The sequence below is a fragment of the Marivirga lumbricoides genome, from assembly GCF_014636295.1.
Lineage (GTDB): Bacteria > Bacteroidota > Bacteroidia > Cytophagales > Cyclobacteriaceae > Marivirga > Marivirga lumbricoides.
Genome location: NZ_BMEC01000019.1, coordinates 39798 through 65218 on the forward strand (window position 1 = coordinate 39798; position 25421 = coordinate 65218).

General features: G+C 36.6%; 20 protein-coding genes. 9 read left to right on the top strand and 11 right to left on the bottom strand.

Going from position 1 to position 25421, the window contains the following annotated elements:
- Positions 1-3: 3 nt before the first annotated feature.
- A complete protein-coding gene (proS, locus tag IEV85_RS22635; RefSeq protein ID WP_188467556.1) occupies positions 4-1479 on the bottom strand; it encodes a proline--tRNA ligase in 1476 nt (491 codons plus the stop codon).
- Positions 1480-1606: 127 nt separating this feature from the next.
- On the opposite strand from proS, the gene IEV85_RS22640 reads away from it, so the two are divergent.
- Together IEV85_RS22640 and IEV85_RS22645 are read left to right on the top strand one after the other, a co-directional pair.
- Positions 1607-3097 carry a pilus assembly protein gene (locus tag IEV85_RS22640; protein WP_188467557.1) on the top strand — a complete coding sequence of 497 codons (1491 nt, stop codon included), beginning with the start codon at positions 1607-1609 and terminating at the stop codon, positions 3095-3097.
- 73 nt (positions 3098-3170) lie between these two features.
- Positions 3171-4685, top strand: coding sequence for a hypothetical protein (locus IEV85_RS22645; RefSeq protein WP_188467558.1), 1515 nt, complete (start codon positions 3171-3173; stop codon positions 4683-4685).
- Positions 4686-4744: 59 nt separating this feature from the next.
- Here the strand turns inward: IEV85_RS22645 and IEV85_RS22650 are convergent, their stop codons facing one another.
- The 6 genes from IEV85_RS22650 to IEV85_RS22675 all read right to left on the bottom strand — a co-directional run bounded on the left by IEV85_RS22650 (position 4745) and on the right by IEV85_RS22675 (position 8970).
- Complete coding sequence (locus IEV85_RS22650) at positions 4745-5350, bottom strand: hypothetical protein (RefSeq protein WP_188467559.1); 606 nt, start codon at positions 5348-5350, stop codon at positions 4745-4747.
- Entirely contained in the window at positions 5337-5828 is a 492-nt protein-coding gene (locus IEV85_RS22655; RefSeq protein WP_188467560.1) for an RNA polymerase sigma factor, read from the bottom strand. The genes IEV85_RS22650 and IEV85_RS22655 overlap by 14 nt, the downstream gene beginning before the upstream one ends.
- A 16-nt stretch (positions 5829-5844) precedes the next feature.
- Positions 5845-6693: an alpha/beta fold hydrolase gene (locus IEV85_RS22660; protein ID WP_188467561.1), complete on the bottom strand. Its 849-nt coding sequence runs from the start codon at positions 6691-6693 to the stop codon at positions 5845-5847.
- A 140-nt stretch (positions 6694-6833) separates the two neighbouring features.
- Positions 6834-7331 (bottom strand): shikimate kinase, encoded by a 498-nt coding sequence (locus tag IEV85_RS22665; protein WP_188467562.1) that lies wholly within the window; start codon positions 7329-7331, stop codon positions 6834-6836.
- Complete coding sequence (locus IEV85_RS22670; RefSeq protein WP_188467563.1) at positions 7331-8425, bottom strand: BT_3928 family protein; 1095 nt, start codon at positions 8423-8425, stop codon at positions 7331-7333. Before IEV85_RS22670 ends, IEV85_RS22665 begins: the two co-directional genes overlap by 1 nt.
- A complete protein-coding gene (locus IEV85_RS22675) occupies positions 8425-8970 on the bottom strand; it encodes a DUF1599 domain-containing protein (protein WP_188467564.1) in 546 nt (181 codons plus the stop codon). The genes IEV85_RS22670 and IEV85_RS22675 overlap by 1 nt, the downstream gene beginning before the upstream one ends.
- A gap of 35 nt (positions 8971-9005) precedes the next feature.
- Here IEV85_RS22675 and folP point away from each other — a divergent pair, with 35 nt between their 5' ends.
- From folP to typA, 3 genes are all read left to right on the top strand, one after another.
- Positions 9006-9863: a dihydropteroate synthase gene (gene folP / locus IEV85_RS22680; protein WP_229712701.1), complete on the top strand. Its 858-nt coding sequence runs from the start codon at positions 9006-9008 to the stop codon at positions 9861-9863.
- On the top strand, positions 9860-10711 hold the full coding sequence (gene cdaA, locus IEV85_RS22685) for a diadenylate cyclase CdaA (protein WP_188467565.1): 852 nt from the start codon (positions 9860-9862) through the stop codon (positions 10709-10711). The genes folP and cdaA overlap by 4 nt, the downstream gene beginning before the upstream one ends.
- A gap of 249 nt (positions 10712-10960) precedes the next feature.
- Positions 10961-12766, top strand: coding sequence for a translational GTPase TypA (gene typA, locus IEV85_RS22690; RefSeq protein ID WP_188467566.1), 1806 nt, complete (start codon positions 10961-10963; stop codon positions 12764-12766).
- Between the two features lie 89 nt (positions 12767-12855).
- Here the strand turns inward: typA and IEV85_RS22695 are convergent, their stop codons facing one another.
- Positions 12856-13893: a CNNM domain-containing protein gene (locus IEV85_RS22695; RefSeq protein WP_188467567.1), complete on the bottom strand. Its 1038-nt coding sequence runs from the start codon at positions 13891-13893 to the stop codon at positions 12856-12858.
- Positions 13894-14335: 442 nt separating this feature from the next.
- Between IEV85_RS22695 and IEV85_RS22700 the strand changes: the two genes are divergently transcribed.
- Entirely contained in the window at positions 14336-14590 is a 255-nt protein-coding gene (locus tag IEV85_RS22700) for a type IX secretion system membrane protein PorP/SprF (RefSeq protein WP_188467568.1), read from the top strand.
- A 792-nt stretch (positions 14591-15382) separates the two neighbouring features.
- Here IEV85_RS22700 and IEV85_RS22705 read toward each other — a convergent pair.
- The 3 genes from IEV85_RS22705 to IEV85_RS22715 all read right to left on the bottom strand — a co-directional run bounded on the left by IEV85_RS22705 (position 15383) and on the right by IEV85_RS22715 (position 19074).
- Positions 15383-16411 (bottom strand): alkaline phosphatase D family protein, encoded by a 1029-nt coding sequence (locus tag IEV85_RS22705; RefSeq protein ID WP_229712702.1) that lies wholly within the window; start codon positions 16409-16411, stop codon positions 15383-15385.
- Positions 16412-16496: 85 nt separating this feature from the next.
- A complete protein-coding gene (locus IEV85_RS22710) occupies positions 16497-17195 on the bottom strand; it encodes a hypothetical protein (protein ID WP_188467569.1) in 699 nt (232 codons plus the stop codon).
- 346 nt (positions 17196-17541) lie between these two features.
- Complete coding sequence (locus IEV85_RS22715; protein ID WP_188467570.1) at positions 17542-19074, bottom strand: cryptochrome/photolyase family protein; 1533 nt, start codon at positions 19072-19074, stop codon at positions 17542-17544.
- Positions 19075-19225: 151 nt separating this feature from the next.
- Here IEV85_RS22715 and IEV85_RS22720 point away from each other — a divergent pair, with 151 nt between their 5' ends.
- The 3 genes from IEV85_RS22720 (at position 19226) to IEV85_RS22730 (ending at position 25403) form a co-directional block, all read left to right on the top strand.
- A complete protein-coding gene (locus IEV85_RS22720; RefSeq protein WP_188467571.1) occupies positions 19226-21859 on the top strand; it encodes an AsmA family protein in 2634 nt (877 codons plus the stop codon).
- Between the two features lie 222 nt (positions 21860-22081).
- Positions 22082-23713: an L-glutamate gamma-semialdehyde dehydrogenase gene (pruA, locus tag IEV85_RS22725; protein WP_188467572.1), complete on the top strand. Its 1632-nt coding sequence runs from the start codon at positions 22082-22084 to the stop codon at positions 23711-23713.
- Positions 23714-23927: 214 nt separating this feature from the next.
- Positions 23928-25403, top strand: a complete 1476-nt coding sequence (locus IEV85_RS22730) for a hypothetical protein (RefSeq protein WP_188467573.1) — start codon at positions 23928-23930, stop codon at positions 25401-25403.
- Positions 25404-25421: the final 18 nt, after the last annotated feature.

The window sequence follows — 25421 nt, forward strand, 5'->3', positions numbered from 1 at the left end:
AAATCAATAAGCTTTTGCAAATAATACCCTTTTATTTGAAGGCTTGCCAGTATAGATGCACTTACCTGATTCTTCCTTTGCATCTAAAGGAATACATCTGATAGTAGCTTTAGTTTCTTCTTTTATTTTTTCTTCAGTTTCGGTCGTTCCGTCCCAGTGAGCGGAGATAAATCCACCTTTACTTTCAAGAATGTTTTTAAATTCTTCATATGAATCTACTTCATGTGTATTATCAATTCTGAACTGTTTGGCTTTATTGTAGATGTTTGATTGAATCGCCTCAAGGGTCTCTTCAATCACATTTTCGATTCCTTCAATATTCACAGTTTGCTTTTCCTTAGTGTCTCTTCTGGCGAGCTCTACTGTTCCATTTTCCAAATCTCTTGGACCAATAGCAATCCTTAAAGGCACCCCTTTAAGTTCCCACTCAGCAAATTTAAAACCTGGCTTATGGGTGTCTCTATTGTCAAAATTGACTGTGATATGCTTTTTCTTTAATGATTTTTTCAATTTTTCTGCTACTTCAGCAATATTTTGCCTCTCTTCGTCTGATTTATAAATAGGGACGATTACCACCTGTATTGGTGCTAGTTTAGGAGGAAGCACTAAGCCTTCATCATCAGAATGCGCCATAATTAATGCACCTATTAAGCGCGTGCTCACTCCCCAGGATGTTCCCCAAACGTGATCTAGCTTTCCATCTTTTGCTGCAAACTTTACATCAAAAGCTTTGGCAAAGTTCTGTCCAAGGAAGTGAGAAGTACCAGCCTGAAGTGCTTTTCCATCCTGCATTAGGCCCTCAATACAGTAGGTTTCCAGCGCGCCCGCAAATCTTTCACTCTCTGATTTTAGTCCCATAATTACAGGAAGTGCCATGTACTCTTCCGCGAACTGCGAGTAAACATTAATCATTTGAACAGTTTCATCTATGGCTTCCTGCTTCTCTGCATGAGCAGTATGTCCTTCCTGCCATAGAAACTCTGCAGTACGAAGGAATAGCCTGGTTCTCATCTCCCACCTCACTACATTGGCCCATTGGTTTACAAGCAGCGGTAAGTCACGGTAAGACTGAATCCAGTTTTTATAAGTGTTCCATATAATAGTTTCCGAAGTAGGTCTAACTATTAACTCTTCTTCCAGCTTAGCATCAGGATCAACCACAACTCCTTTACCATTCTCATCATTTTTAAGTCTGTAATGGGTAACTACAGCGCATTCTTTGGCAAAGCCTTCAACATGGTCAGCCTCTTTACTTAAGTATGATTTGGGAATAAATAGTGGAAAGTAAGCATTCTGATGGCCTGTTTCCTTGAACATATCATCCAGTTGCCTTTGCATTTTCTCCCAGATGGAATAACCGTAAGGTTTAATAATCATACAGCCTCTTACTGCTGAGTTTTCTGCTAAATCAGCTCTTTTAACTAATTCGTTGTACCACTGGGCGTAATCTTCACTTCTTTTCGGTAAACCTTTGCTCATTATAGTGTTTTTGGTATGATATTTGTATCTTTATTTGCAGATTCTTCGGACAGAATAAATAAAAATTAAATGAAATCAATTTATCCGAAAAATCGTTGTAAAATTAGAAACTAAAAATTAAGTAGCCATGAAAACCTTAAGCTTTATCTTAATATTATTTAGCGTAGGACTAGCTCCTCACTTAGGAAATGCTCAATCTGAGCAACAGCCAGAGAGCGATGACCTTTACTTTACAGCAGCAGACAGAGAAGTGCTGAATGCAAAATTACAAGCTGAAGAGGAGAAAAAAGCGCAGGAAATGCGTAATTCTGGCTACGCTTATAATCAATTTGATAACTCAAAAGAATCCTTCGATTCTTTCAGAAAAGATCAGAAAGAAACAAACCAGGAACTTAATAAAACTCCTGATAGCCTATATCAACAAGAAGGTTGGTATTATGACGAAGATGCTGCCCGAGCAGGTGGCAACGGAAGAGGAGGTAACTTAGGCCAGACTCAAATCTATAATTATTATGGAATGGCTCCTAATATGATGATGGGAGGGTTTTACAATCCTTACATGTATGATCCTTTCTTAATGAACTCTTATATGTATGACCCTTATTTCAGAGGATATGGTTTCAGGCCTGGTTTAAACGTTGGCTTTGGATTTAATTCCTGGGGAGGAAGTTATTGGTCAGTAGGTTTTGGAAGAGGCTTCGGTGGATTTTATGATCCGTTTTACGATCCATATTGGGGCTATGGTGGCTTTGGAAGAGGCTGGGGATGGGGTAATAGCTATGCCTGGGGTTACAATAGAGGATATAGAAATGGGTTTTATGACGGCTTATACTACAATAACTATTATGTAAGTGATAATTATAATAATAGAAGAAATAGATCATATAGCAACAGTCCTAGAATTTCCAGGTCCAGATCAGCAGTAGCCAGCAGAACAAGTAGAGATGCCAACAGGCAAGTATATAGCACAAGTAGAAATACAGGTGCCGAAAGATCAAGGTCAGCTATAGCAAGTAGAGGTTCAGTAAATAGTAGGACTGCTACTACCAGAACAAGAGCTAACTCAGCAATAGCTTCTAATAGCAGACAAAGCAGAACTGATTATGCTGCACGAACTGCTGTTTATAATAATAACAGAAGTTCAAGAACTGCAGGTTACTCTTCAGCCAGATCAAGTGATTATAATAGCAGATCGGCTGTAAATAGTGCCAGATCAAGCAGAACTTCAGACAGAAGTGCTTTAGGACGATCTTCAGCAAATACAAGCAGAAATGCATCTCAGTATTATAATAGTTCCAGAACTACTAATAGCAGAGGGACATATTCAAGGTCTTCAGGTAATACAACCACCAGAAGTTCAAGCTTTGGAAATTCCAGAAACTCTAGTTATGGAAACTCATCAAGAAGCTCAAATTACGGGAATTCATCAAGAAGTTCAGGCTCTTCTTACGGTAGATCTTCAGGCTCTAGCTCAAGAAGCAGTTCAAGCTATGGAAGATCAAGCAGCAGTTCGTCAAGAAGTAGTTCAAGTGTAGGAAGGTCTTCTTCGAGCAGTAGCAGTCGCTCTTCTGGTTCTTCTTCAAGAAGTAGTGGGGGTTCCAGATCGAGAGGTAATTAAAATATAAAAACTCTTTAAGGCGTTTTAAATTCTAAAACGCCTTTTTTAATCTTTTTTATAAAAATTGAATAATATGAAAATGGTAAAATTCATTTTTGCAGTAGGCCTTTGTGCCATTACTTTTTCAGTTTCTGCTCAGCAAGGATATAGTACATTTGTAGATGATGCCGTTAGATTTAGCCAATCTACCACTTCGGGTACCGCCAGATTTATTGGTTTGGGGGGAGCTAATACATCATTGGGAGGAGATATTTCCAGTATTTCCGGAAATCCTGCAGGTTTAGGCTTTTACAACAAATCCGCATGGAGTATCTCTCCTGTGCTAAGGTTTGGAGAATTTAATGCAAATTATGGCGGTGTAGAGAATAACGACTTTGGCGCAAATTTACAGGTGCCAAATGGAGGTATGGTTTTTCATAAGAGGTTTGAAGAATATTCAGGCTCCAAATGGATTTCAGGGACATTTGGTATCGCGTATAACCAAAAGACTTCTTTTTACAATACTATAGATTACCGAGGTAGTTTAATAGGTGGTGAAAATAACATACCTTATGATTTTGTAGATTATACTTTGCAGCCTTTCATTAATCCCGATGGTAGTTATATAAATTATCCTTCTGAGGCAGCAATAGAGCCGGATTTTTTATCTAACCCCTATTCTGATTTGGCAAGTTTAACTGGCTTGCTAACTATTTTTCCAGCTGGTGAGGGTTATGAGGTGGATAGGTACGACTTTGATCAAATAGGTGATGTTCAACAAACTGAAAGAATCTTAAGAACTGGTGGGGTAACTACTTTAGACCTTTCCTATGGAGCTAATTATAATGATAAACTCTATTTGGGAGCGGGTTTAAATATTAATTTTATCAATTATACAGAAACCAGAACTTTTAGAGAAACGCCTAGTAATGATATCTTGAACTACCTTGAACTTACCGATAGAAAAGAAATTTCCGGAGCTGGAGTTGGTGTAACTGTTGGTGCAATTTATAAGCCTATTCAAATGGTGAATATTGGGGTCTCTTATACTTCACCTACCTTTATAGGAATGGATGAAATACAAGAAATCCAATTAGATGCAATTTATTTCAACGAACAAGATGCAAGTGCTGAAATCGTCAATGAAGTCCCAAGCTATAGCTTTGTTATTCCTCAGAAAGTAAGTGGAGGTGCAACTGTATTTTTGAGTAAGTACGGATTTGTTACAGCCGATGTAGAATGGGTTGACTACGCCAGTGCAAGATTTAACAGTAATGATGGTGCCTTTGCAAATGGTGAACCTGATGTAAGTAATAATTTAGCGAGTGCTTTGAATTACAGATTAGGAGTAGAAGGTAGACTGGATATTTTCAGAGTCCGTGCAGGGTATGCTTTATTCGGCAACCCTTACAGTGAAAACACATTTGAGCAGAATAGAAGTACAGTAAGTGGAGGAGTCGGGATTTTTAAAAATGGTTTTTCTGCAGATTTAACTTATAGTTTAAATAGTTTTAATAATCCTGCTATCACACCTTATGCAGGTGCGGCTTCTGTTTCTTCAGAGTCAAAAATTTCCGCCTTTAGATTAACATTAGGCAAAACTTTTTAAAAGTAAGTTACTGAAAATATTATAGCCCATACTTAAATTTAGTTGAGTATGGGCTTTTTTTATTGTTCTGATTTAAATTGAATATTTAATTCTTTTAACTCATTAATGATTTGATTTAACCTTTCTTTCTCCTTTTTCATTACTCTTTTGCCTATATAAAAATAAGCAAAGGCCATCCAGCCGAAGTAGATGCTCAGCATGATCATTACATTAAGAATAGGCCTTCCTGAAAATATCTCTATAAAATAAATAGCCATAGCTAAGTTAAGAGCAAGAAAATAGACAGGGCCGTTCCATTTGTTCTGTTTCTTTCTTAACGCATAATATGCTTCCCATTGTTTGAGATGATCAGCCGGTAAAGAGAGGTCTGAAATTCTTTGTATTTTAAGGTAGTTTTGGTAGAGGAAGATAGCCTGTGCAAAGCAAATTAATGAAATTAATCCCATTGCTCCATAAGTATACCATTTTTGTAAGTTTAGGTCAGGGAAGATAGCGAGTGCTATTATAAAACATCCTGTTAAAGCAAGACTAATGGTACCCCATTTGTACTTACTTTGCATCTTATACCTGGCGTCTTTTGATGAGGAACTCAAATCAGGAGAAAGTGATTGTTGAGTACCCTCACCCTTATTCCAAAGGTTTTTTATATCGTCAAAACTGTTCATTACTTTTATAAATTTCGGTAAGTTCTTTTTTAATGCGGTGAATTTTTACTCTTACATTGCTTTCTTTAAAGCCTGTTATTTCAGCTATTTCCTGGTAAGACTTTTCTTCCAGGAATAGCATAATTATGAATCTATCAGCTTCTTTTAGCAGACTAATGCTTTTGTAAAGCGTTTTGATGTGGCTTTCTGTGTCGGTTTTGGTTTCAGGAATAGCATTTAACAATTCATTGTTTGATTTTACCATTTTTAGCTTCTGCTTTCTTATATTAGAGAGGCAGGTGTTTACGGCTATTCGGTAAATCCAGGTACTTAATTTTGCTTCTCCTCTAAATTTTTCCAGATTTTTCCACACTGATAGGAAAGTATCCTGCAATAAATCATCCGCCAGGTCAGTGTCTCCACAATAACCATAACACAGCTTACGCAGGCCGGAGCTATACTTATTATAGATTTCTGTGAACTTCTTTTTCTTATCCATCTTATCTTTTGAACTATCAGTCCAGAAATTTTTTTACCTCATTGTAAAACCATTCCGGCTGATCATACATAATAAAATGTTTGCTATCTGCAATTTTAATGGTTTTGGATGGTAGCTTTTTATATTGCTCGTAGAGTATTTTTTTACTTTGGTCTTTTGAGCCATAAATACTTCCTAATATTAGCACTTCCTGTGAAATGCCTGGCAGTGAGTTGCGTAAATCGGTTGTTGAAATTTCCACTAAAGTAAGCCCTAAAGTTCTCCTTTCACTGTTATATTGCCACTCTGCAATTTGCCTTGCCCTGGTAGAATCCGAAACCTGATACATCATGGCATTGGCTGTGTTTTTTATAAAACCTTCTTCCGGTAAACTCATGAAATTTTGAACTACCACCTCCGGCTTCATTTGAGGTGTGTTTTTCATTGAATCAGCAGTTATTTCAGGATTATACATAGCAGAAATAAATGGTACTCCATCTACAGCAATTATTTTCCCAAATAGCTCAGGAGATTCACTACTCACCCATAAACTAAGAAATGCTCCCAGGCTATGTCCAATGAGTGCTGGTTTTTTGAGTTTTTGAGTTTTCGCGTACTGAATAATTTCGTTTTTTACCGTTTCCAGAATCGGGGATTCTATAGGGGCAACTCCCGCATAACCTGCTAATGTAAGTACATGGCATTCATAATCTGCTTTTAGTTGCTCCACAGTTTCTTTCCAGACATTACCACTGCAACTATAGCCGGGTATTAATATGAGAGGGGTACCTTTTCCGAACACTTCCACTTTAAAAGCTTTGCTTTGTGCAAAAGCAGTAGAAATTGAGAGAATAAATAATAAGATAATGGTTTTTAAAGTTTTCATAACTGTATCCTTTTTAATTTGTAGTGATTGGATACAGAGTTGATCAGTTTGTTACAAAATGAGGAGAGTTTTTTTATTTTTTGAATTCCGGTCCATAGAAATTCTCAATCTGAAGGTAGCAAGAAACTAATGACAATGTTTTAAAAGTGAGGAAAAGAAGCTTCATTTACATCTGTTACCTCTATTTTAGCCTTTGAATAGTAGGGAAGGCGGTCGTTTAGTAACTCTGATAGTTTTGTGCGAATTTGTGTTGAAGTAGAATATCCTTTAAATAGAGGGCGTTTATCAATTTCATTGCTGACTATCAGTCTCTCGGAAATATGGTGTATGGAAAGGTTCAGAAAAACGGTGGTTCCTTTCCCATTCATTAAATCCATATTGTTATTGAAACAAGGTGTGCCACCCCCGCAAGCAATTATAGCATCAGGTGATTCTTTAATTGCTTCAAGCAGATAAGCTGCTTCCAAAGCTCTGAAACGTGATTCGCCCTCTGAAGAAAATATTTCTGCAATTGTTTTACCTTCCTTTTTTTCCAGGTAGTGATCCAGATCAATGAACAAGATGTCATTTTTTTCTGCCCAAAGCTTTCCCCAATAGCTTTTTCCGGAGCCTGGTAAACCTAGCAAAAAGTAACGCATCAGTTCAAAAGTTCAGATAAATCAGCAGGATCGGGCACATCATTATAATGCCATTTGTCTAGAATAGTTCCGTCTTCTACCAATATAATGCCTGGGTTAGATCTGATAATTGTTTTTAAAACAGTAGCATCACCGTAGTAAAAATCGAATTGAAGACCTCTTGCTGCCTTTATTTTTAAAACATCTTCTGCCGATGAGGAAGTAATTAGTATTGGCTCAACATCGGCAGGCATACGCGATACAAGATTATTAATGTCGATTAAACCTTCTGTATCAGCTTCTTCAATGCTGTACGATACAATCCACAGTTTCTTTCCGGTAAGTACTTCACTGGTTTTGTCACCTGACTCATTCCATATGGCGAAATCAGTAATTTTAGGAGTGGAAGCCTCAGGGTTGGTGATTTCATGACCCACTAATTTATACCCCTCTTTTTCAGATAGGTATTTGAGGGATTTTATTTCTTCACCCTCTTTTTCAAAAGTGTATTGAAATTGCGGGCTTTCTTTGGGTTTCATAGCTTCCTGCACATTTACCCCTACCTTATAGGCTCTGAAATCCAGAAATGGTAAATGCTGAACAGCATAAATACATAATAATAAACTGATGGCTGTAGTACAAATTATAATAATGTGCCTGGCACCGAAAGTACTTTCTTTGATTTTATTCCGATTAATGAAAAGAAACCCTATCAGTACAACCAGGATTATGTCTTTGGTGAAAGACTCCCACGGAGTAAGTTTAATGGCATCGCCAAAGCATCCGCAATCGGTAACCTTGTTAAAGTAGGCTGAGTAAAAGGTTAAAAAAGTAAAGAATATTATGAGTATGCTTAATACATTAATGGTGAACTTTACGCGCCATTTTATAATGATTGCAATCCCTAAAACTACTTCCAATACATTTAAAAAGATGCCAATAGCTAATGCGTGAGGTTCAAATACAGAGAAAAAAGAAGCTATATCAGCTGCAAAAACGCCAAAGTATTCACCAAGTTTTATAGCCGTTCCCACCGGATCATTAACTTTAACCAATCCGCTGAAAATAAATAATCCTCCTACTAAATACCGTACAATAGCTGTTAAAATCTTCATTATGATTTATTTTCAATTTTAATTAAACAAAAAACTGCGTAATTGATCATGTCCTGATAGTTTGCCTTTACCGGCTCAGATATCAGGGTTTTGCCCTGGTTGTCTTCAATTTGTTTTACCCTGTATAGTTTCATCAGAATAATATCAGTAATTGAACTAATGCGCATATCCCTCCAGGCTTCCCCATAATCATGATTTTTATCCAGAAGCAAAGAAAGAGTTTCGTCAACTGCTTTATCATACAATGGCTCCAACTCTTCGTAAGGAATTTCAAGAGGAGTGTCTTTGCTTAATCCTTCCTGAATGATAGCCATTATGGCATAATTTACTATACCTATAAACTCATTTCGAATATCTTCTTCAATTTTCTGCACACCTTTTTCCTGTACCGACCTTATACGTTGCGCTTTGATAAAAAGCTGATCAGTAATAGAAGGCAGCCTGAGAATTCGCCAGGCAGTTCCATAATCTTTTGTTTTCTTTTCGAAAACATCTTTACACAGCGCAATAACTTGCTTATATTCGCTTTCAGTTTGAGTACTCAACAGAATTAAACTTTAATCGGTTAGAGAAAAAATTTTTGGAAGCGAAAGATACAGCATTTTCTAATAAAAAAACACTTCTTATAAGAGGAACCTTAATGGATTTAGCCCAGCCAAGGGTAATGGGAATCATCAATGTTACTCCTGATTCCTTCTATGACGGTGGTAAGAACAAATTTATGAGTGAAGCCCTCACTAATGTGGAGAAAATGCTGGTTGATGGTGCTCATTTTATTGATATAGGCGGTTATTCAACAAAGCCTGGGGCCCGAGAGGTGAGCCTTGAAGAAGAATTGGACAGGGTTCTGCCTGTTATTAATGAAATAAGTCTTCGTTTTCCTGAAGCTGTTTTGTCTATTGATACTTTCAGAAGCCAGGTAGCTAAACATGCTGTGGAGGCGGGTGCTAATATTATTAACGATGTTTCCGGAGGTAATTTGGATGATCAGATGTTTTCAGTGGTAAGCCAACTGAAGGTTCCATATATCCTGATGCATATGAGAGGAACCCCTGCTACCATGCAAAAGTTGAATAATTACAACCATTTGATAAAAGATATTATCCAGGAACTTTCTGAAAAACTCGTGAAGCTAAGAAGATTGGCTGTAAATGATATAGTTATTGATCCTGGCTTCGGATTTGCAAAAAGCATTCCCCAGAATTATGAAATCCTTAAAAATTTAGCCTATTTTGACAGTCTGGAATGTCCACTTTTAATTGGGTTGTCTCGTAAGTCGATGGTTTATAAAACTTTAGGGGTAGATTCTGCCGAGGCGTTGAATGGTACAACTGCACTGAATATGACCGCGCTGATGAATGGAGCCGATATTTTGAGAGTACATGATGTAAAAGAAGCGGTTGAAACAGTTAAATTATTTAATACACTACAAAATTGATAGTTGCTTTTAACATAGGGTTTTTAGAGGTAAGCTTAGTTGATATACTGGACATAGCTTTAGTAAGCTTTCTGCTATTTCAGGTGTATAATCTTATGCGTGGGAGTGTAGCAGTTAGGATATTCATAGGCTTTCTGTCCCTATACCTTATATACCTGGTGGTACGTGCAGCCGAGATGGAATTACTCTCAGCTATTCTGGGGCAATTTATGGGAGTAGGAGTTATCGCAGCAATCATTCTGTTTCAGCAAGAAATTAGGAAATTTTTGCTTTTACTAGGTAAAACCACCTCATTTACCCGGGAGAATGGCTTTCTTTCAAATTTGCCCTGGAAAAAGAAGCAGATAGCCGGAGACGTGGACATCACGGCTTTAATAGAGGCGGCTAAATCTTTGGGAGGAACCAATATCGGGGCACTGGTAGTATTATCTAAGGGGTCTGAATTGCGTTTTTACGCTGAGTCAGGCGACAGGATAGATGCCTTGGTTTCCAAGCGATTGTTGATTGCTATATTTAATAAAACCAGCCCACTACATGATGGTGCTGTTATTATTCACAAAGGTAGAATTATTGCAGCCCGATGTGTTTTGCCTGTTACTGAAAAAGATGTACCTGCCCAATTTGGGTTACGGCATCGGGCAGCAATAGGTATGTCTGAAGCTACAGATACTATTATTCTGATAGTTTCTGAGGAAACCGGCCAAATCTCAGTGGCCAGAAATGGTACGATTTACCATAACCTTTCTAATCAGGAAATAAGATCGAAAATAAAGGAATACCTGATGGAGGAAACCCGTAAAAGAGAAAAGAAAACTGAAAAAGTGGAAGATGAAGAAGTTGTAAAGTAAGGTGTTTTCTTTTAGAGGTGGAATTATGTGGTGCCTTAAATCGTTCTCTTTATGCAGATTAGATTTCAAATTTAACTCCGTTAGTTTTTTTAATTATATTGAAATAAATCTTTCATGCCTGCTAATTAATTTGGCGAGAAAGTAAAAAAGCGAAAAATTATTTTGTTACCTTTGCAACTTGATTGGTTGAAGGATTCATTTGAAATCACAACTAATTGATTATCAAATATTTTATTTTACACCAAGTCAATGACAGAAATTAGAAATGTGGCCATTATTGCCCACGTTGACCACGGAAAAACAACATTAGTAGACAAGATTATCCATGCTTGTCAGGTTTTTCGAGTAGGTCAGGAAACAGACGAATTAATTCTAGATAACAACGATCTTGAACGTGAACGAGGAATTACTATTTTAAGTAAGAACGTTTCGGTTACCTATAAAGACGTTAAAATTAATATTATAGATACTCCGGGTCACTCCGATTTTGGTGGAGAAGTAGAGCGAGTGCTTAAAATGGCTGATGGTGTTCTTCTTTTGGTAGATGCTTTTGAAGGCCCTATGCCTCAGACAAGATTTGTTTTAGGAAAGGCGCTTGATTTGGGTCTGAAACCAATAGTAGTAGTTAACAAAGTAGACAAAGAAAACTGTAGACCTGATGAGGTACAAGAGCAGGTTTTTGATTTGATGTTTAACCTTGACGCTACTGAGGAGCAATTGGATTTTGTTACCATGTATGGTTCCAGTAAAAATGGCTGGATGAACCATGACTGGAAAACTCCAAACGACAATATATTTCCTCTTTTAGATGAGATAATTAAAACTATTCCGGCTGCACCTACTAATGAAGGTGTGCCAAGATTACAAATTGTTTCTCTTGATTATTCTGCTTTTGTGGGCCGAATTGCGATTGGTAGATTATATCAGGGAACATTGAAGGAAGGAATGACTGTAGGTCTTTGTAAAAAGGATGGCTCAGTTAAGAAATCGAGAATAAAAGAACTTCAGATTTTTGAAGGTTTAGCCAAGAAAAAAGTAGAGGAAGTACACTCGGGTGAAATTTGCGCAGTAGTGGGAATTGAAGGCTTCGATATAGGTGATACTATTACAGATTTCGAGAACCCTGAGCCACTGCCAAGAATTTCAATTGATGAGCCTACTATGAGCATGCTTTTCACAATTAACAACTCACCATTCTTCGGTAAAGAAGGTAAGTTTGTTACTTCTCGTCACTTGAGAGACAGATTGATGAAGGAGACCGAGAAGAACCTTGCTTTACGTGTAGAACCTGCCGGTTCAGAGGATAAATTCTTAGTATACGGACGTGGAATTCTTCACTTGTCGGTACTAATTGAAACCATGAGAAGAGAGGGCTACGAAATTCAGGTAGGTCAGCCTCAGGTGCTTTTCAAGGAAATTGATGGCACAAGACATGAGCCTATTGAGCATTTAGTAATAGATGTGCCGGAGGATGTAGCGGGTAAAGCTATTGAGCTTGTTACCATGAGAAAAGGTGAGCTTTTAGTAATGGAGCCTAAAGGAGACGTTCAACATCTTGAATTTGACATTCCTGCAAGAGGATTAATTGGATTAAGAAATAACATCTTGACTGCAACAGCAGGAGAAGGTATTATGACCCATAGATTTAAAGGGTATGAGCCTTACAAAGGTGCTATCCAGGGAAGGATTAACGGCTCTATGATTTCTATGGAAGGTGGTTCTGCTACTGCTTATTCTATGGATAAATTAACTGATAGAGGTGTGTTCTTTATCTCTCCGGGAGATGAATTGTATGTTGGTCAGGTAATTGGAGAGCATTCAAGAGATAATGACTTGGTGGTAAATGTAGTGAAGGGAAAGAAATTAACTAACATGCGTGCTTCAGGCTCAGATGATAATACTAAGCTGGCGCCACCGAAGAAATTCTCTCTGGAGGAAGCTTTAGAATATATTCAGAAAGATGAGTACTTAGAGTTAACTCCTAAGAGCATCAGGATGCGTAAAATCTATCTTGATGAGAATGAGAGAAAGAGAATGGCTAATAAAATGGAGTAAGATCCAGTTTTAATAAATACTAAAGAGGCTAATCCATAATTGGATTGGCCTTTTTTATTGGCAGTGCCTATGAAATGGAATTGGCGCTTTCAATACATGTGTCCTTTTCTTCTCTTTTTCCATCTCTCTAAAGCATATTGTTGCATGTCTACCACTTCATCTTTTTCATCAACTATTTCAAAACCTATTAAGGTTTCTATAATGTCCTCAAGTGTAATAATGCCGTCAACTCCGCCATATTCATCAACGATAAGCGCTATATGTTCTTTTTCTGCTATTAATTTTTCCCAGGCAGTAAACAAAGTGGTTGACTCCCCAAAAGCTACTATTTCTCGCTTTAATTCCTTCAATTCAATGTCAAATTGATCGTCAGCCAGTTTTTCAAATACTTGCTGACGAAAAATATAGCCTGTGATGTTATCTCTGTTTTTTTTATAAATAGGAATTCGGGAAAATTGAAGAAATTCTTTGTTATCGTTGAATTCCTCTAATCTTGTTTTTTCATCTGCACTAACCATTACTACCCTGGGTGTCATTATATCAGAAACCTTAGTGCTTTTTAGTTGGATTAAATTTTGGATGATTTTGTTTTCTTTATCTCCAAAAATTCCTTCTTCCGTACCAATGTTGGCTAAAGCGGAAATCTCTTCCCGGCTTGTAGTAAGCTCTGGTTCCTTCCTTAGAATTAATTTTGTGATAGCCGCTGATAATAAAACCAGTGGATATGTGATAATTATCAGCACTTTTAACACTTTTGCTGTAAAGGGTGCAAGCTCTTTGCTAAAGTTGGCACCTAATGTTTTAGGAATGATTTCCGTAAATATTAGGATTAAGAGGGTGAGAACTGCTGAAACTAAACCAAAATAGGCCTCTCCAAATACAATTGTAGCCTGTGCGCCAACTCCTGCTGCACCTATCGTATGTGCCACGGTGTTGAGCGATAAAATAGCCGACAATGGTTTGTCAATATTTTGTTTCATTTCAATTAAGGTACTGGCTGACTTACTACCTTTTTCTGATTTTGCCATCAAATGAGAGAGAGGTACTGATAATATGGCGGACTCAAGAATAGAGCACAAAAAAGAAGTGAAAAGAGCAATAAAAAGGTAAACTAGCAGTAAAGTCATATTGTTTTTAGATGCAGATAATATTACTAACGGAAAGAATTCCGATTGTTTCAATTTACCCTCAAAAGCTTTTATTATTACAGTAGTATGTTCTTCGTTATCTAGAAACTTGATTGATAAAATGATTTTCCAGCCAAAGCAGGAATACTCTGACAGACTTTGAGAGTAATTTGGGAATTTCGCTCAGGTTTAATAGAAAGGATTGCTGTGCTGTGTTCGCAATAACCATTTGATTTTAGGTGGTACTTCATTACTAAGATTGCTTCGTACATTACGATAAACTAGTTGATTGGAATGAAGCTCAATCAGCAAGCATTATAGGTTTTTCACCATTACAAAAGCCGACAATTATCGTCATTCTGCAAATTTTTGGAGCTCAGCGAAAAAATTGTCAGGGGTCTTATCAATGAAATGAAATTTCATCTACACCACTAGTCCTCGTTTGCACCCTATTTCCGCGGGTGTTTGGTACCTTGGTGTACCTTTTGGCAAAGCTGAAAACTCCAATATTTATGATAGGGATCCATTGATTCTCTTGTTTGGCTTAGTGTTTCCGGACTTTGAAGTGGGCTATAGCTATGATTTTACCATTTCGGATATTGGGGATGCTTCTGGTGGCGCACATGAAATATCTATTGTCTACGATTTTGTTGCTAAATTTAAGAAAAGAGCGGTTTTTGCCTTGTCCTTCTTTTAAAAAAATTAAGCCCGATTATCCAAATTAACTCACCCCAGCTAACCGTCATTGCGAACATGCTATTATTTCAATGTCAATTGAAATAATTCATGTTTGGCAATCTTTTGGTTTGGAACTTCATACGTATTGTCTACATTTCATAATACTACCGCGGTTTTCTATGGCTTCAATAAAGTCATGAGGAAAATTTCGCTAGTCCTCGTTTGCAACCAGGACTCTAAAAAAAATGAGTTTTCAACTTAGAAAGCTAACTTGTACTAAACCTGTTCTTCAAGAACCATCCAGCGCCTGCTACTTCGTATGAGCTAAAAGCTCGCAAAAGTCAGGGGATAGACTACTTCTTTTTAAGCATTGAAAAAGCTTGGTCTAAGCAAGCATCCTCGTTACAGCCTAAAATCCGTATTTTTCACTAAAGTTCTAGGTTTTCAGGTGTTTTAAATGAATTTTAATTACTAACATGGAGGTTTGGTTATTTAAAATGCAAATTCTGATTTGAAATTCAGATTCCATTTCTACAGCAATTACTGATTTATTGAGCAAAAGGGAGTAGCCTGGGTTAATTGTTAGGATAATACTTATAGCAATGAATAAAACTATTATTAAGCTCTTTGGCTCGTTTGGTATAAATTGATCAAATTGTTCCGGCTCTAGCAGCCTCTTTTTAAGCCTGATAAAGCGGTCTTTGGAAATTAGAAATTAGAAATAGGTCAGGAGAATCTAAGGCTTGTGTTTTTGTTCAATTTTTACTTTGTTAGTACTCTTTATTAATTGGGAAATTCAATTAGTATTTTGTTAATTATTAAACTGGATAATTTTTTCGAGATAAACCTCTTGATTCTGCCCCTTTATTTTACTATTTACAGTTAAATCCTCGTCTTTATTAGTGCTAATTGTTAAAATGCCATAATTAAGCTTAGCAATCAGATCGCCCTCTCTATGTTGATTATATTCCTCCGAGGCCTCTTTCCATGTATGTGTAAGGCCGCTTGACGTAATGTCAACCAGGGGGTAGGACAGGTCTTTCCATTCAATCGAGGATATTTCTGCAATATGTCTGTCGCCACTAAGCAAAAGGACACCTTGAGGTTTTCTGGCAGCTAAAAGATCAAAGAGTTTTTTCCTTTCATTGGGGAAATTAGCCCACTTCTCATAATTATGGTCTTCAGCAATGAATTGAATTCCTAAAGCAATAATGAACAAATCTATAGAGGTATCACTTAGTTCTTTTTCAAGCCAGTTCCACTGTTCAGTTCCTAAAATAGAACCCGTTTTATTAGGGGTATACTTTTTATCAATCTTTTGGAGTGGATCCCGATGGTACCTGGCATCTAAAAGGAGAATGCTTATCTTCCTGCCATTCCAGTTAATCTGGTAAGAAGAATAAGCTCCTTCTCTTTCTCTTCTCAAACTTTCAGCCGGTACATCGAAGAAATCTAATAACAATTGCTGACTTTCTTTTTTGTTCGGATACTCTTTCCCTGCATCATTTTTTCCATAGTCGTGGTCATCCCAAACTCCCAGAATGGTGGTTTGTTTTTGTAATGCGACATAATCTGGTTGGCTTTTTTGTGCTGCATATTTTTCCTCCAGCAATTTCATATCTTCCGTATCACCGTAAATATTGTCGCCTAAAAAGAGGAAAAAATCTGGTTGATGTTTAACTACATCCTTCCAAAGCGGCTGTGGCTTGTTTTGCTTGTTGCAAGAACCAAAAGTAATAACGAGTGATTCCTTAGGAGAGATATTGAATGTTTGATCCTGCGCAAGGATATTAAAACTTAAGCGTAATAAAATGAATAATAAAATGGATTGCTTTTTCACCTGCTAGTAGATTTTAAGAACTGTAAATCTACAAAACTCAAATGCCGTGTGTGTTACTTAAAGGTTATTGCAGATAAAGTTATTATTAATTTTCAGGTTTTTCCAGGTCAATAATTAAATCAAGAACTGACTTAATTCTTTCAGAAGGGTAAAGTGTTAAAGCCTGACTAACTTTCATTTTGGCTAAATTGAAATCTTTATTATTGATAGCGGAAATACCCTGGTTATAGTATTGCAGTCCTATTAGTTGTTCAATAGAAACTTCTTTATAAATAGTGTTTCCCTCAGTAGTTTGATAGTTTTCCGCTCCAATTTCAATAGTGTTTTGCACACTTGGGGGAGTTGGAGTTGGTTTAAATTGAGCGATGTGCTTAATAACCGCCTCTTCATTCTTGATAAACCCTGAAATAGGGTCAGTGCTTTCAAAAATATAATCTCTTCCTTCCGCTCTGGCTACTATAAAAACATGATAATCAGTTTCAATAATTGAGTGTTCAATGTTGAAGAAGGAAAGTAAAAGCGAGTAAGCAATGCTTCCACTAACACAATCATAACTGCCAGATGAGATCATAGACTCAAAATCGGTATGCTTAGTATATTTCTTTAATAAGATCTGATGGGTTTTATAGAATAAATAATCCAGGAAATACTCAGTATCTGAATCTCTCTTTTTTTCAAGCTTAGTGATTAACTTATTCCATTGAGGAGTCTGCTCTAAACTTTCTATATCAATGACGGCCAGTTTTTCATAATTGTTTTTGTCTGAGCCAGGGAGGGAATTCATAGCATAAGAAGAAAAACCGAATGCAAAACACACCAGAAGCATCAAATAAATGCATTTGCTGTTGAAACTGTATGTTGTTAAAGCTTTCAATTCTAATGTTATCTTAATGTTAATTAAAACGACTATATTCAATTATAAGTTAACAAATTATTAACAAATATAATATTAAATTAATAAATAAATATGTGAGATGGTGTAATTTTTAACTGTAAGATTCTGATAAACATTACATTAAATATTTTTGTGTAGTTGAATCCTATATTAAAGAGAAGTCTGCCAATGTTAAGAAATGTTAACATGGAGTGTGATGAAGACTGTGACTCAACTGTAAACCTTTAAACAGAAGTTATAACTGGTCTATTTCTTTTAGGTATTGAGCTGCCTGCGTAAGAATTTTTGTTTTCTCTTCTTTAGGCTTTTTGTCCCATGTGCGATACATCATTACCACCCGTTGATTTTTCTCTAGTTTTTCGCGGTGCGCATCATAAAAATTCCAATACAGACTATTAAATGGACAGGCTTTTTCTCCATATTTAGCTTTATGGTTATAAAAGCATTTACTACAGTAATTGCTCATCTTGTGAACATAATTAGCACTTGAGATATAAGGTTTTGTGCCTATTATTCCTCCATCAGCAAACTGACTCATTCCCCGTGTATTGGTGATTTCCACCCACTCTATAGCATCAATGTAAACTCCCAGATACCAGGCATCCACCTCATTAGGATCGGTCATATTTAAAAGAGCAAAGTTCCCGGTAACCATTAAGCGTTGGATATGATGTGCATAGGCATCAGTTAAAGTCTGTTTTACTGCTTGTTTCACACAGTTCATTTTAGTATCTCCGGACCAATAGTAGGAGGGTAACTTTCTTGTATGGTCAAAATAGTTCTTGCTTGCGTATTCAGGCATCTTTGCCCAATAAATCCCCCTCATGAATTCCCTCCATCCAATTATCTGCCTGATAAATCCTTCTACCTGGGCTATGTTTATCTTGCCTTCATCTTCTTTCCAATAGTATAACACTTTTTCCACTACCTCTGCCGGTGTAATCATTTTTGAATTAAGTGCAAAGGAAATTCTGGCATGAAAAAGGAATTTATATTTTGAATGCATCGCATCCTGATATTTACCAAAGTTAGGAAGAAGCTTTTTACAAAAATAACGTACAAACTGCAAAGCCTGGGAACGCTCTAAAGGCCAATGAAAGTTTTCGGGATCCACTTCGCCAAAATACTTGCATCCGCTTTGTTTGATTTCTTTTACAAGGTCAGAAACATCAGTTTTATAGCTATAAGCTTCCGGAATAGGTACTTCTCCTTTATACTTCTTTCTGTTTTCTTCATCAAAATTCCATTTTCCTCCCAATGGCTCATTGCCTTCCATCAAAATGTTATGCTTTTTTCGCATCATCCTATAGAAATTCTCCATTATCAGCTGCTTCTTTCCTTTGAAAAAATCGGCAACATCCTCTCTTTCCGTATAAAAATGCTCGGTATCTTTAAAGCCGGTTCTTATTTCCAGCTTTTTACAAAGAGATTTAAGTTGTTCGTCAAGGCGATACTCATCCGGCAAAAGATACTCGAATTTTTTAAATTGATGCTTTTCAATAAGGCTAAGCAGGTTCTTTTCCAGGGATTGCTCATTCTTGCTGTCATTAATTGAAAGGTATATGATATTTTGATTTTTTTCTTCCAGATAGGTTTTGAATAGACGCATCGCTGCAAAAAAGGCTGTGATTTTCTGAATGTGATGAACTACATAATCTGTTTCCTGTCTCATTTCCATCATCACATAGGTAACCTCATCATTTCTTTCCTGAAACCAGGAATGTTGCTGGTTTAATTGATCACCCAGAATAAGCCTTAGTGTTTTCATTGTGTCTTTTTTTAAGAACCAACAATGATCTGAACTGAATGTTCTTTTAAACGGCTTGTATCTATTAAATAATGCTGAATTAACCCCAAGTTATTATTAACGTACCTAGATTATTGGTAACTTTATAAAATAATTACTTGACTTTATCATTATGAAAAAAATTCTGATCATTATCGGCAGTATTCTGGCATTTCTGGTTATTGCTATTGTTTTGGTGCCCATCATTTTTAAGGACAGAATAATAGAGGCTGTTCAAAAGGAAATAAATACCAGTGTTAATGCTACCGTGAACTTTGAACCTGAAAATGTAAGGATTTCCTTGTTGCCGGATTTCCCCAATCTTACTGTAGGTATAAAAGAACTCTCAGTTATTGGGAAAGAGGTATTTGAAGGGGATACGCTATTTGCCGCAAATGATCTTTCAGTGGAAGCAGATATTGTTTCCATTATAAAAGGGGAGCCTATCAGAATCAAAGGAATTATACTTGACCAGCCCGTGATAAATATCCTGGTACTGGAAGATGGCTCAGCTAATTATGATATAGTGGCTTCTTCTGAAGAAACAGATACCACAACTACTGAACAGTCTGAAGAAATGAAGATAGGAATTGACCATTGGGAAATTACTAATGGGAAAGTTAGGTATTATGACCAGGCAGCTGACATGGCAGTTTCTTTAATTGGTTTAAATCATACCGGTAAAGGTGATTTTAAACAGACTGTTTTTGATATGGTTACAAAAACCACGGCTGATGATTTTTCATTTGCTTACGGTGGAGATGTGTATGTGGAACATAAAACCCTAAATGTGGAAATGATTCTGGGTATGGACTTGGATGCCATGAGGTTCGACTTTAAGGAAACTACAGCTCAATTGAATGATTTCGAGCTCGGCTTTAATGGTTTTTTTGCTATGCCAACCGATGATATTGAAATGGATGTGAATTTCTTTGTTGACGAAACTCAATTTAAAAGCCTTCTGTCTCTCGTGCCAGGTATGTATTCAGACGGTTTTGAAAACCTGGAAACCAGGGGAGAGTTCGACTTTAAAGGATTTGTTAGAGGAACATATACTGAAGAAAAATTACCTGCTTTTTCTGTTGATCTCAATGTTAGAGATGCATTCGTAAAGTCGCCTGATGTGCCGCTTCCTATTCAAAATATAAACCTGGATTTAATGGCTAAGAGTGAAACAGGAGATTTGAAGGATGGAGTTCTACAGGTCAAAAACTTCGGACTAACCATTGATCAGGATAAGTTTACAGCAAATGCAGTGGTAAATAATTTTGATGCTTTAATATGGGATTTAAATGCACAGGGAGCACTTAATCTTGATATCGTCTCCAAAATTACTCCTACAGAAGATTTTAATATGGGGGGTATAATCCGTGCGGATATCAACTCAAAGGGAAATTATGCTGCAGTAGAACAGGAAGATTATGAACAACTTAATACTTCAGGTACTTTGGTATTGAATAATTTCTTCTATTCCACTGCAGGCATGCCTGATGTGAAAATCGGTAGAGCCAATATGGTTTTTAATCCTGAATTTGTTGAATTGAGTGAAATGCAGGGTAATTTTGGTAAAAGTGATTTTGCAGTGAATGGTAAAGTGAGCAACTACCTTGCTTACATTTTAAATGAAGAGGCAAAGTTGGTTGGACAAATGACTCTGAGCTCAAAATTATTGGATATTAACGAGATGATGGGGCCGGAAGAGGAGGAGTCAACTACTCCGGAAGATACCACTTCTATGGAGTTAGTTGTTATTCCAAAAGACATTGATTTTACCTTCGAAGCTACTGTTCAAAGTATCTTGTATGATAACTTTAACCTTAAGAATGCAAAAGGTAAAATGGTAATTAACAACGGTATCTTAACCATGGATCCAATGAGTTTTGATATGTTAGGTGGTCAAATATTGATGAGTGGTACCTATAATACACAAGATGAGGATAATCCTAAATTTGCATTTAACCTTGATGTTGAGCAGTTAAGCATTCCTGAAACCTTTAAAAACGTAGTTACCGTTCAGAAATTCGTTCCTGTGGCTGAAAAGCTTACAGGTAAATTTAGCACTGACTTTGCAATTAATGGGTTAATGACTCAGGAAATGATGCCTGATTTTGGAACATTAACGGGCTCAGGGATTGTGAAAATTGCACAAGCAGCTATAGTAGATTCTAAAATTATTAGTGGGGTAACCAAGCTATCTAATCTGGACCAGACGAACACTGTTAACTTAAAAGATTTATTAATGAAGGCAGAGATTAAGGATGGTAAGCTGAGCGTACAACCTTTTGATGTAGCTATAGATAAATATAAGGCTACGATAGACGGGTGGACTGCATATGATGGCAGCATTTTATACAACCTAAAAATGAACATTCCCACGGGAAGTATGGGCACGGCAGCTAATCAGGCTTTGTCTGGTTTGTTAGGCACCGATGTTAATGCAGTAGGTAGCAATATTAATCTTAATTTTAATATTGGAGGAACTTATGATAACCCGGATATTAAATTGGGCAAGGCTACTTCAGAGGGAGGGTCTGTTGCCGGAAATGTGAAATCGGCAGTTAAAGATAAAGTAAAGGAGGAAGCTGCTGCACTTAAAGAAGAAGTAAATGCCAAAGTAGAAGTAGCTAAAGATAGTGCGCGGGCGGAAGCTGAAAGATTGAAGAAAAAGGCAGAAGAGGAGGCTAAAGCGAAAGCTGAAAAAGAGGCAGAAGAACTAAAAAAGAAAGCTAAAAATAAACTGAAAGATATATTCGGAGGAGGTAAATAAGTTTTGTTTACTCTTTTATTAACAAACCTCATTTTCAAAGTGAATTTCACTTTGAAAATGAGGTTATTTTATTTTAGAATTTAAACATTTATTCTCATTTACGTTATCGATAGAAAAGGGTAATAGGTGTACCTGAAAAAGTCCAATTTTGATGAAGGGCGACCAAAATTATTTACCTATTTTTACGTATTCATTTATTTCAAGTAAAAAAAATCTAAAAATATGCCAAAGGGAATTTACCAAGTGCCATTTGCAGAAAACGAGCCGGTGAACAGCTATGCACCCGGTACTCCGGAAAGAGAGCTATTACAAAATGCATTAAAAGAAGCGCGTTCCAAAGAAGTTGATATACCTATGTATATCGGTGCAGATGAGGTGAAAACCGGAAAAAAATTACCATTAAATCCTCCTCATGATCACCAACACCTTTTAGGCCACTTTCATGAAGGTGACAGCAGCCATGTAGAGCAAGCTATAAAAGCAGCTTTGGCAGCAAAAGAAAAATGGGCCAGCCTTAGTTGGGAACATAGGGCATCCATCTTTTTGAAAGCAGCAGATTTAATAGCAGGGCCTTATAGATACAAAATAAATGCTGCTACTATGTTAGGGCAGTCTAAAAGTCCTTACCAGGCTGAAATTGATAGCGCTTGTGAACTAATCGACTTCCTTCGATTTAATGTTCAATATATGACTGAAATTTATAGTGAGCAGCCTGAATCAGCACCCGGAGTGTGGAATAGATTGGAATACAGACCGCTAGAAGGATTTGTTTTCGCTATTACGCCATTCAACTTTACAGCTATTGCTGGTAATTTGCCATCAAGTGCTGCTTTAATGGGTAATACAGTGGTTTGGAAGCCAGCGTACACTCAAATTTATGCTGCGGATATTATTATGCAGGTATTTAAAGAAGCGGGATTACCTGATGGGGTAATTAACCTAGTTTATGTAAATGGTCCTACTGCCGGTGATGTGGTATTTAAACACCCTGAATTTTCAGGCCTGCATTTTACTGGAAGTACCGAAGTATTTAAGAACTTATGGAAGACTATTGGAGAAAATATTGATATCTATAAGTCATATCCAAGAATAGTTGGTGAAACAGGTGGGAAAGATTTTATATTGGCTCACCCTACTTCTCACGCTAAAGACGTTGCAACGGCAATTACCAGAGGTGCATTTGAATTCCAGGGCCAGAAGTGTTCTGCTGCTTCAAGAGTTTACCTTCCGGATAATATCTCTGAAGAAGTATTGAAATTTGTAAAAGAGGATGTTAAGGACATTCAAATGGGAGGAGTTGAAGATTTTGAAAACTTCTTTAACGCGGTAATTGACAAAAAGTCTTTTGATAAAATCGCTGGTTACATTGAAAAAGTGAAAGATAGCAATGTGGCTGAGATAGTTGCTGGTGGAGAGTATGATGATTCTAAAGGATATTTTATTCAGCCAACTGTAGTGGTAACAAAGGACCCTCAGTTCCTTACCATGAAAGAAGAAATATTTGGTCCGGTGGTGACTATTTATGTATATAAGCAAGATAATTTTGAAGAAACGCTTACCTTGGTGGATGAAACTTCACCTTATGCTTTAACAGGCGCTATATTTAGCCAGGATCGCTACGCTATAGAGTTAGCTACTAAGAAATTATCTCAATCGGCCGGTAATTTTTATATTAATGATAAACCAACCGGAGCCGTTGTAGGTCAGCAGCCATTTGGAGGAGCCAGAGGTTCAGGTACAAACGATAAAGCAGGCTCTAAGCTTAATTTATTGCGTTGGGCTTCTGCCAGAACTATTAAAGAAACATTCGTTCCGGCTACTAACTACCGCTATCCGTTTATGGATAAAGAGTAAATGCTAATATAATATTGTTTTTGAGTACTAAGCCCCGGAATTACAATTCCGGGGCTTTTTTTGTCAGATGAAAAATGATATTATCTATATTATACAGTATGAAATTTATATACGAATAGAAAATTTTTGAAATTGTATTTTATTTAAATATTTTATAGTGATTATGTAATATTTTATGTTATATTTATGTAGAACCATTTAAACATAAAATATTATGAAAATTTTATTAGCCTTAATTATTACCTCCATGATTTTGTTTTACAGCTGTAAAAATGGAGAAGAGTCGCTTTTAATAGCAAAAAAGGGGGAAGTCTCATTTTCATTTGCTCTAAATGAAAGTAATGAAAATGGAAGAGTAATTTCCAGTATTCCTACTGGGTCAATCATTCAACTGAGTATTAAAACTTTAGAAGGAACTGAAGTTTTATCTAGAAAACAAGTAAGCATTCTTTCTCTTAATGGGGTGTATGCTAGCGAACCTTTTGAACTAGTGGAAGGTTCTTACGTTCTGACAGAATTCCTCATACTTAATTCGGAAGGAGAAGTGTTGTATGCAACACCTGTTTCAGGATCACCAAAGGAGGAATTAGTTAGTATTTCTCTTCCCTATTCATTTTCTGTGGCACCAGACCATGTCTCTCAGGTTTCTATGGAAGTTTTAGATGTTTCCACCTTAACTCCTGAAGATATAGGCTACACATCCTTAAACTTTAAAATTACTCATCATTTTTTCTTGTCGGTGTTCAAAATTGATGAAAATACGCAAACGTTTGCTGAGGCGGATGCTTATATTATCCAAAATCAGGATACTTTGAAAGAGCTTTCTATTGAGGCTAAAATTAATGCACTCTCTTTTTCCGGAAATGACACATCTGTATTTACGCTGGTAATTATAAAAGATGGGTTTGCTAAATATTCTGAGGAGTGGACTATTAAAGAAATTAGAGATCAATCTGATAATGCAATAGTGTCAGTTACGTTAATACCTGCACTCACTTTTGTGGCTCTACCAAACGGTTATAATACCCCTGATGAAAGTAATTTTTCATTTGCTCTACGCTATCCAGATAATATAATTATAGATTGGGGAGATGGTGTGATTGATTCTCTATCTGGAACTGATATAGATGGTCACCTTGAACATACATATGAGAAAACTAAACGCCACTTTGTTAGTGTTACAGGGGATATTGATCGGGTAGAAGAATTTTATTCTTACTATGGGCAGGGGAAGTTGGCTGAAATTAATCTTAAAAATCTTCCCTCCCTTAAAGATTTTAGATATGGTTACAACGGGCATGAAGGAACATTTCCTTTAATTATGGACTTTACTCATAATACTCAGTTGAGATTGCTAGATTTAGCTGGTAATTACAACTTGGATAAGATAATTATTAGTGAGACTAATAGCCTTCTTAACATATCCTTATTTAGTTTAGAAAATATCTCTACGCAAGATTTAGATCAATTTGTTGATGCATTGTATTCATCTGTAGTTGCAAATAACCGAAGAGAAGGTTATATATCCATTGCGATTGAAGATGGTGATGAAATAGTTGTAACAGGTCCTCCATCACAAACGGCTTTGGCAAAATTCAGAATAATGAGAGATCAATATGATTGGTACTTTGATTCTCCATTTGATGAAGAATTAGATAAAATTAATTTACAAGCATATGTGGAGCAATAGTTAGTACTGTTATTTTAA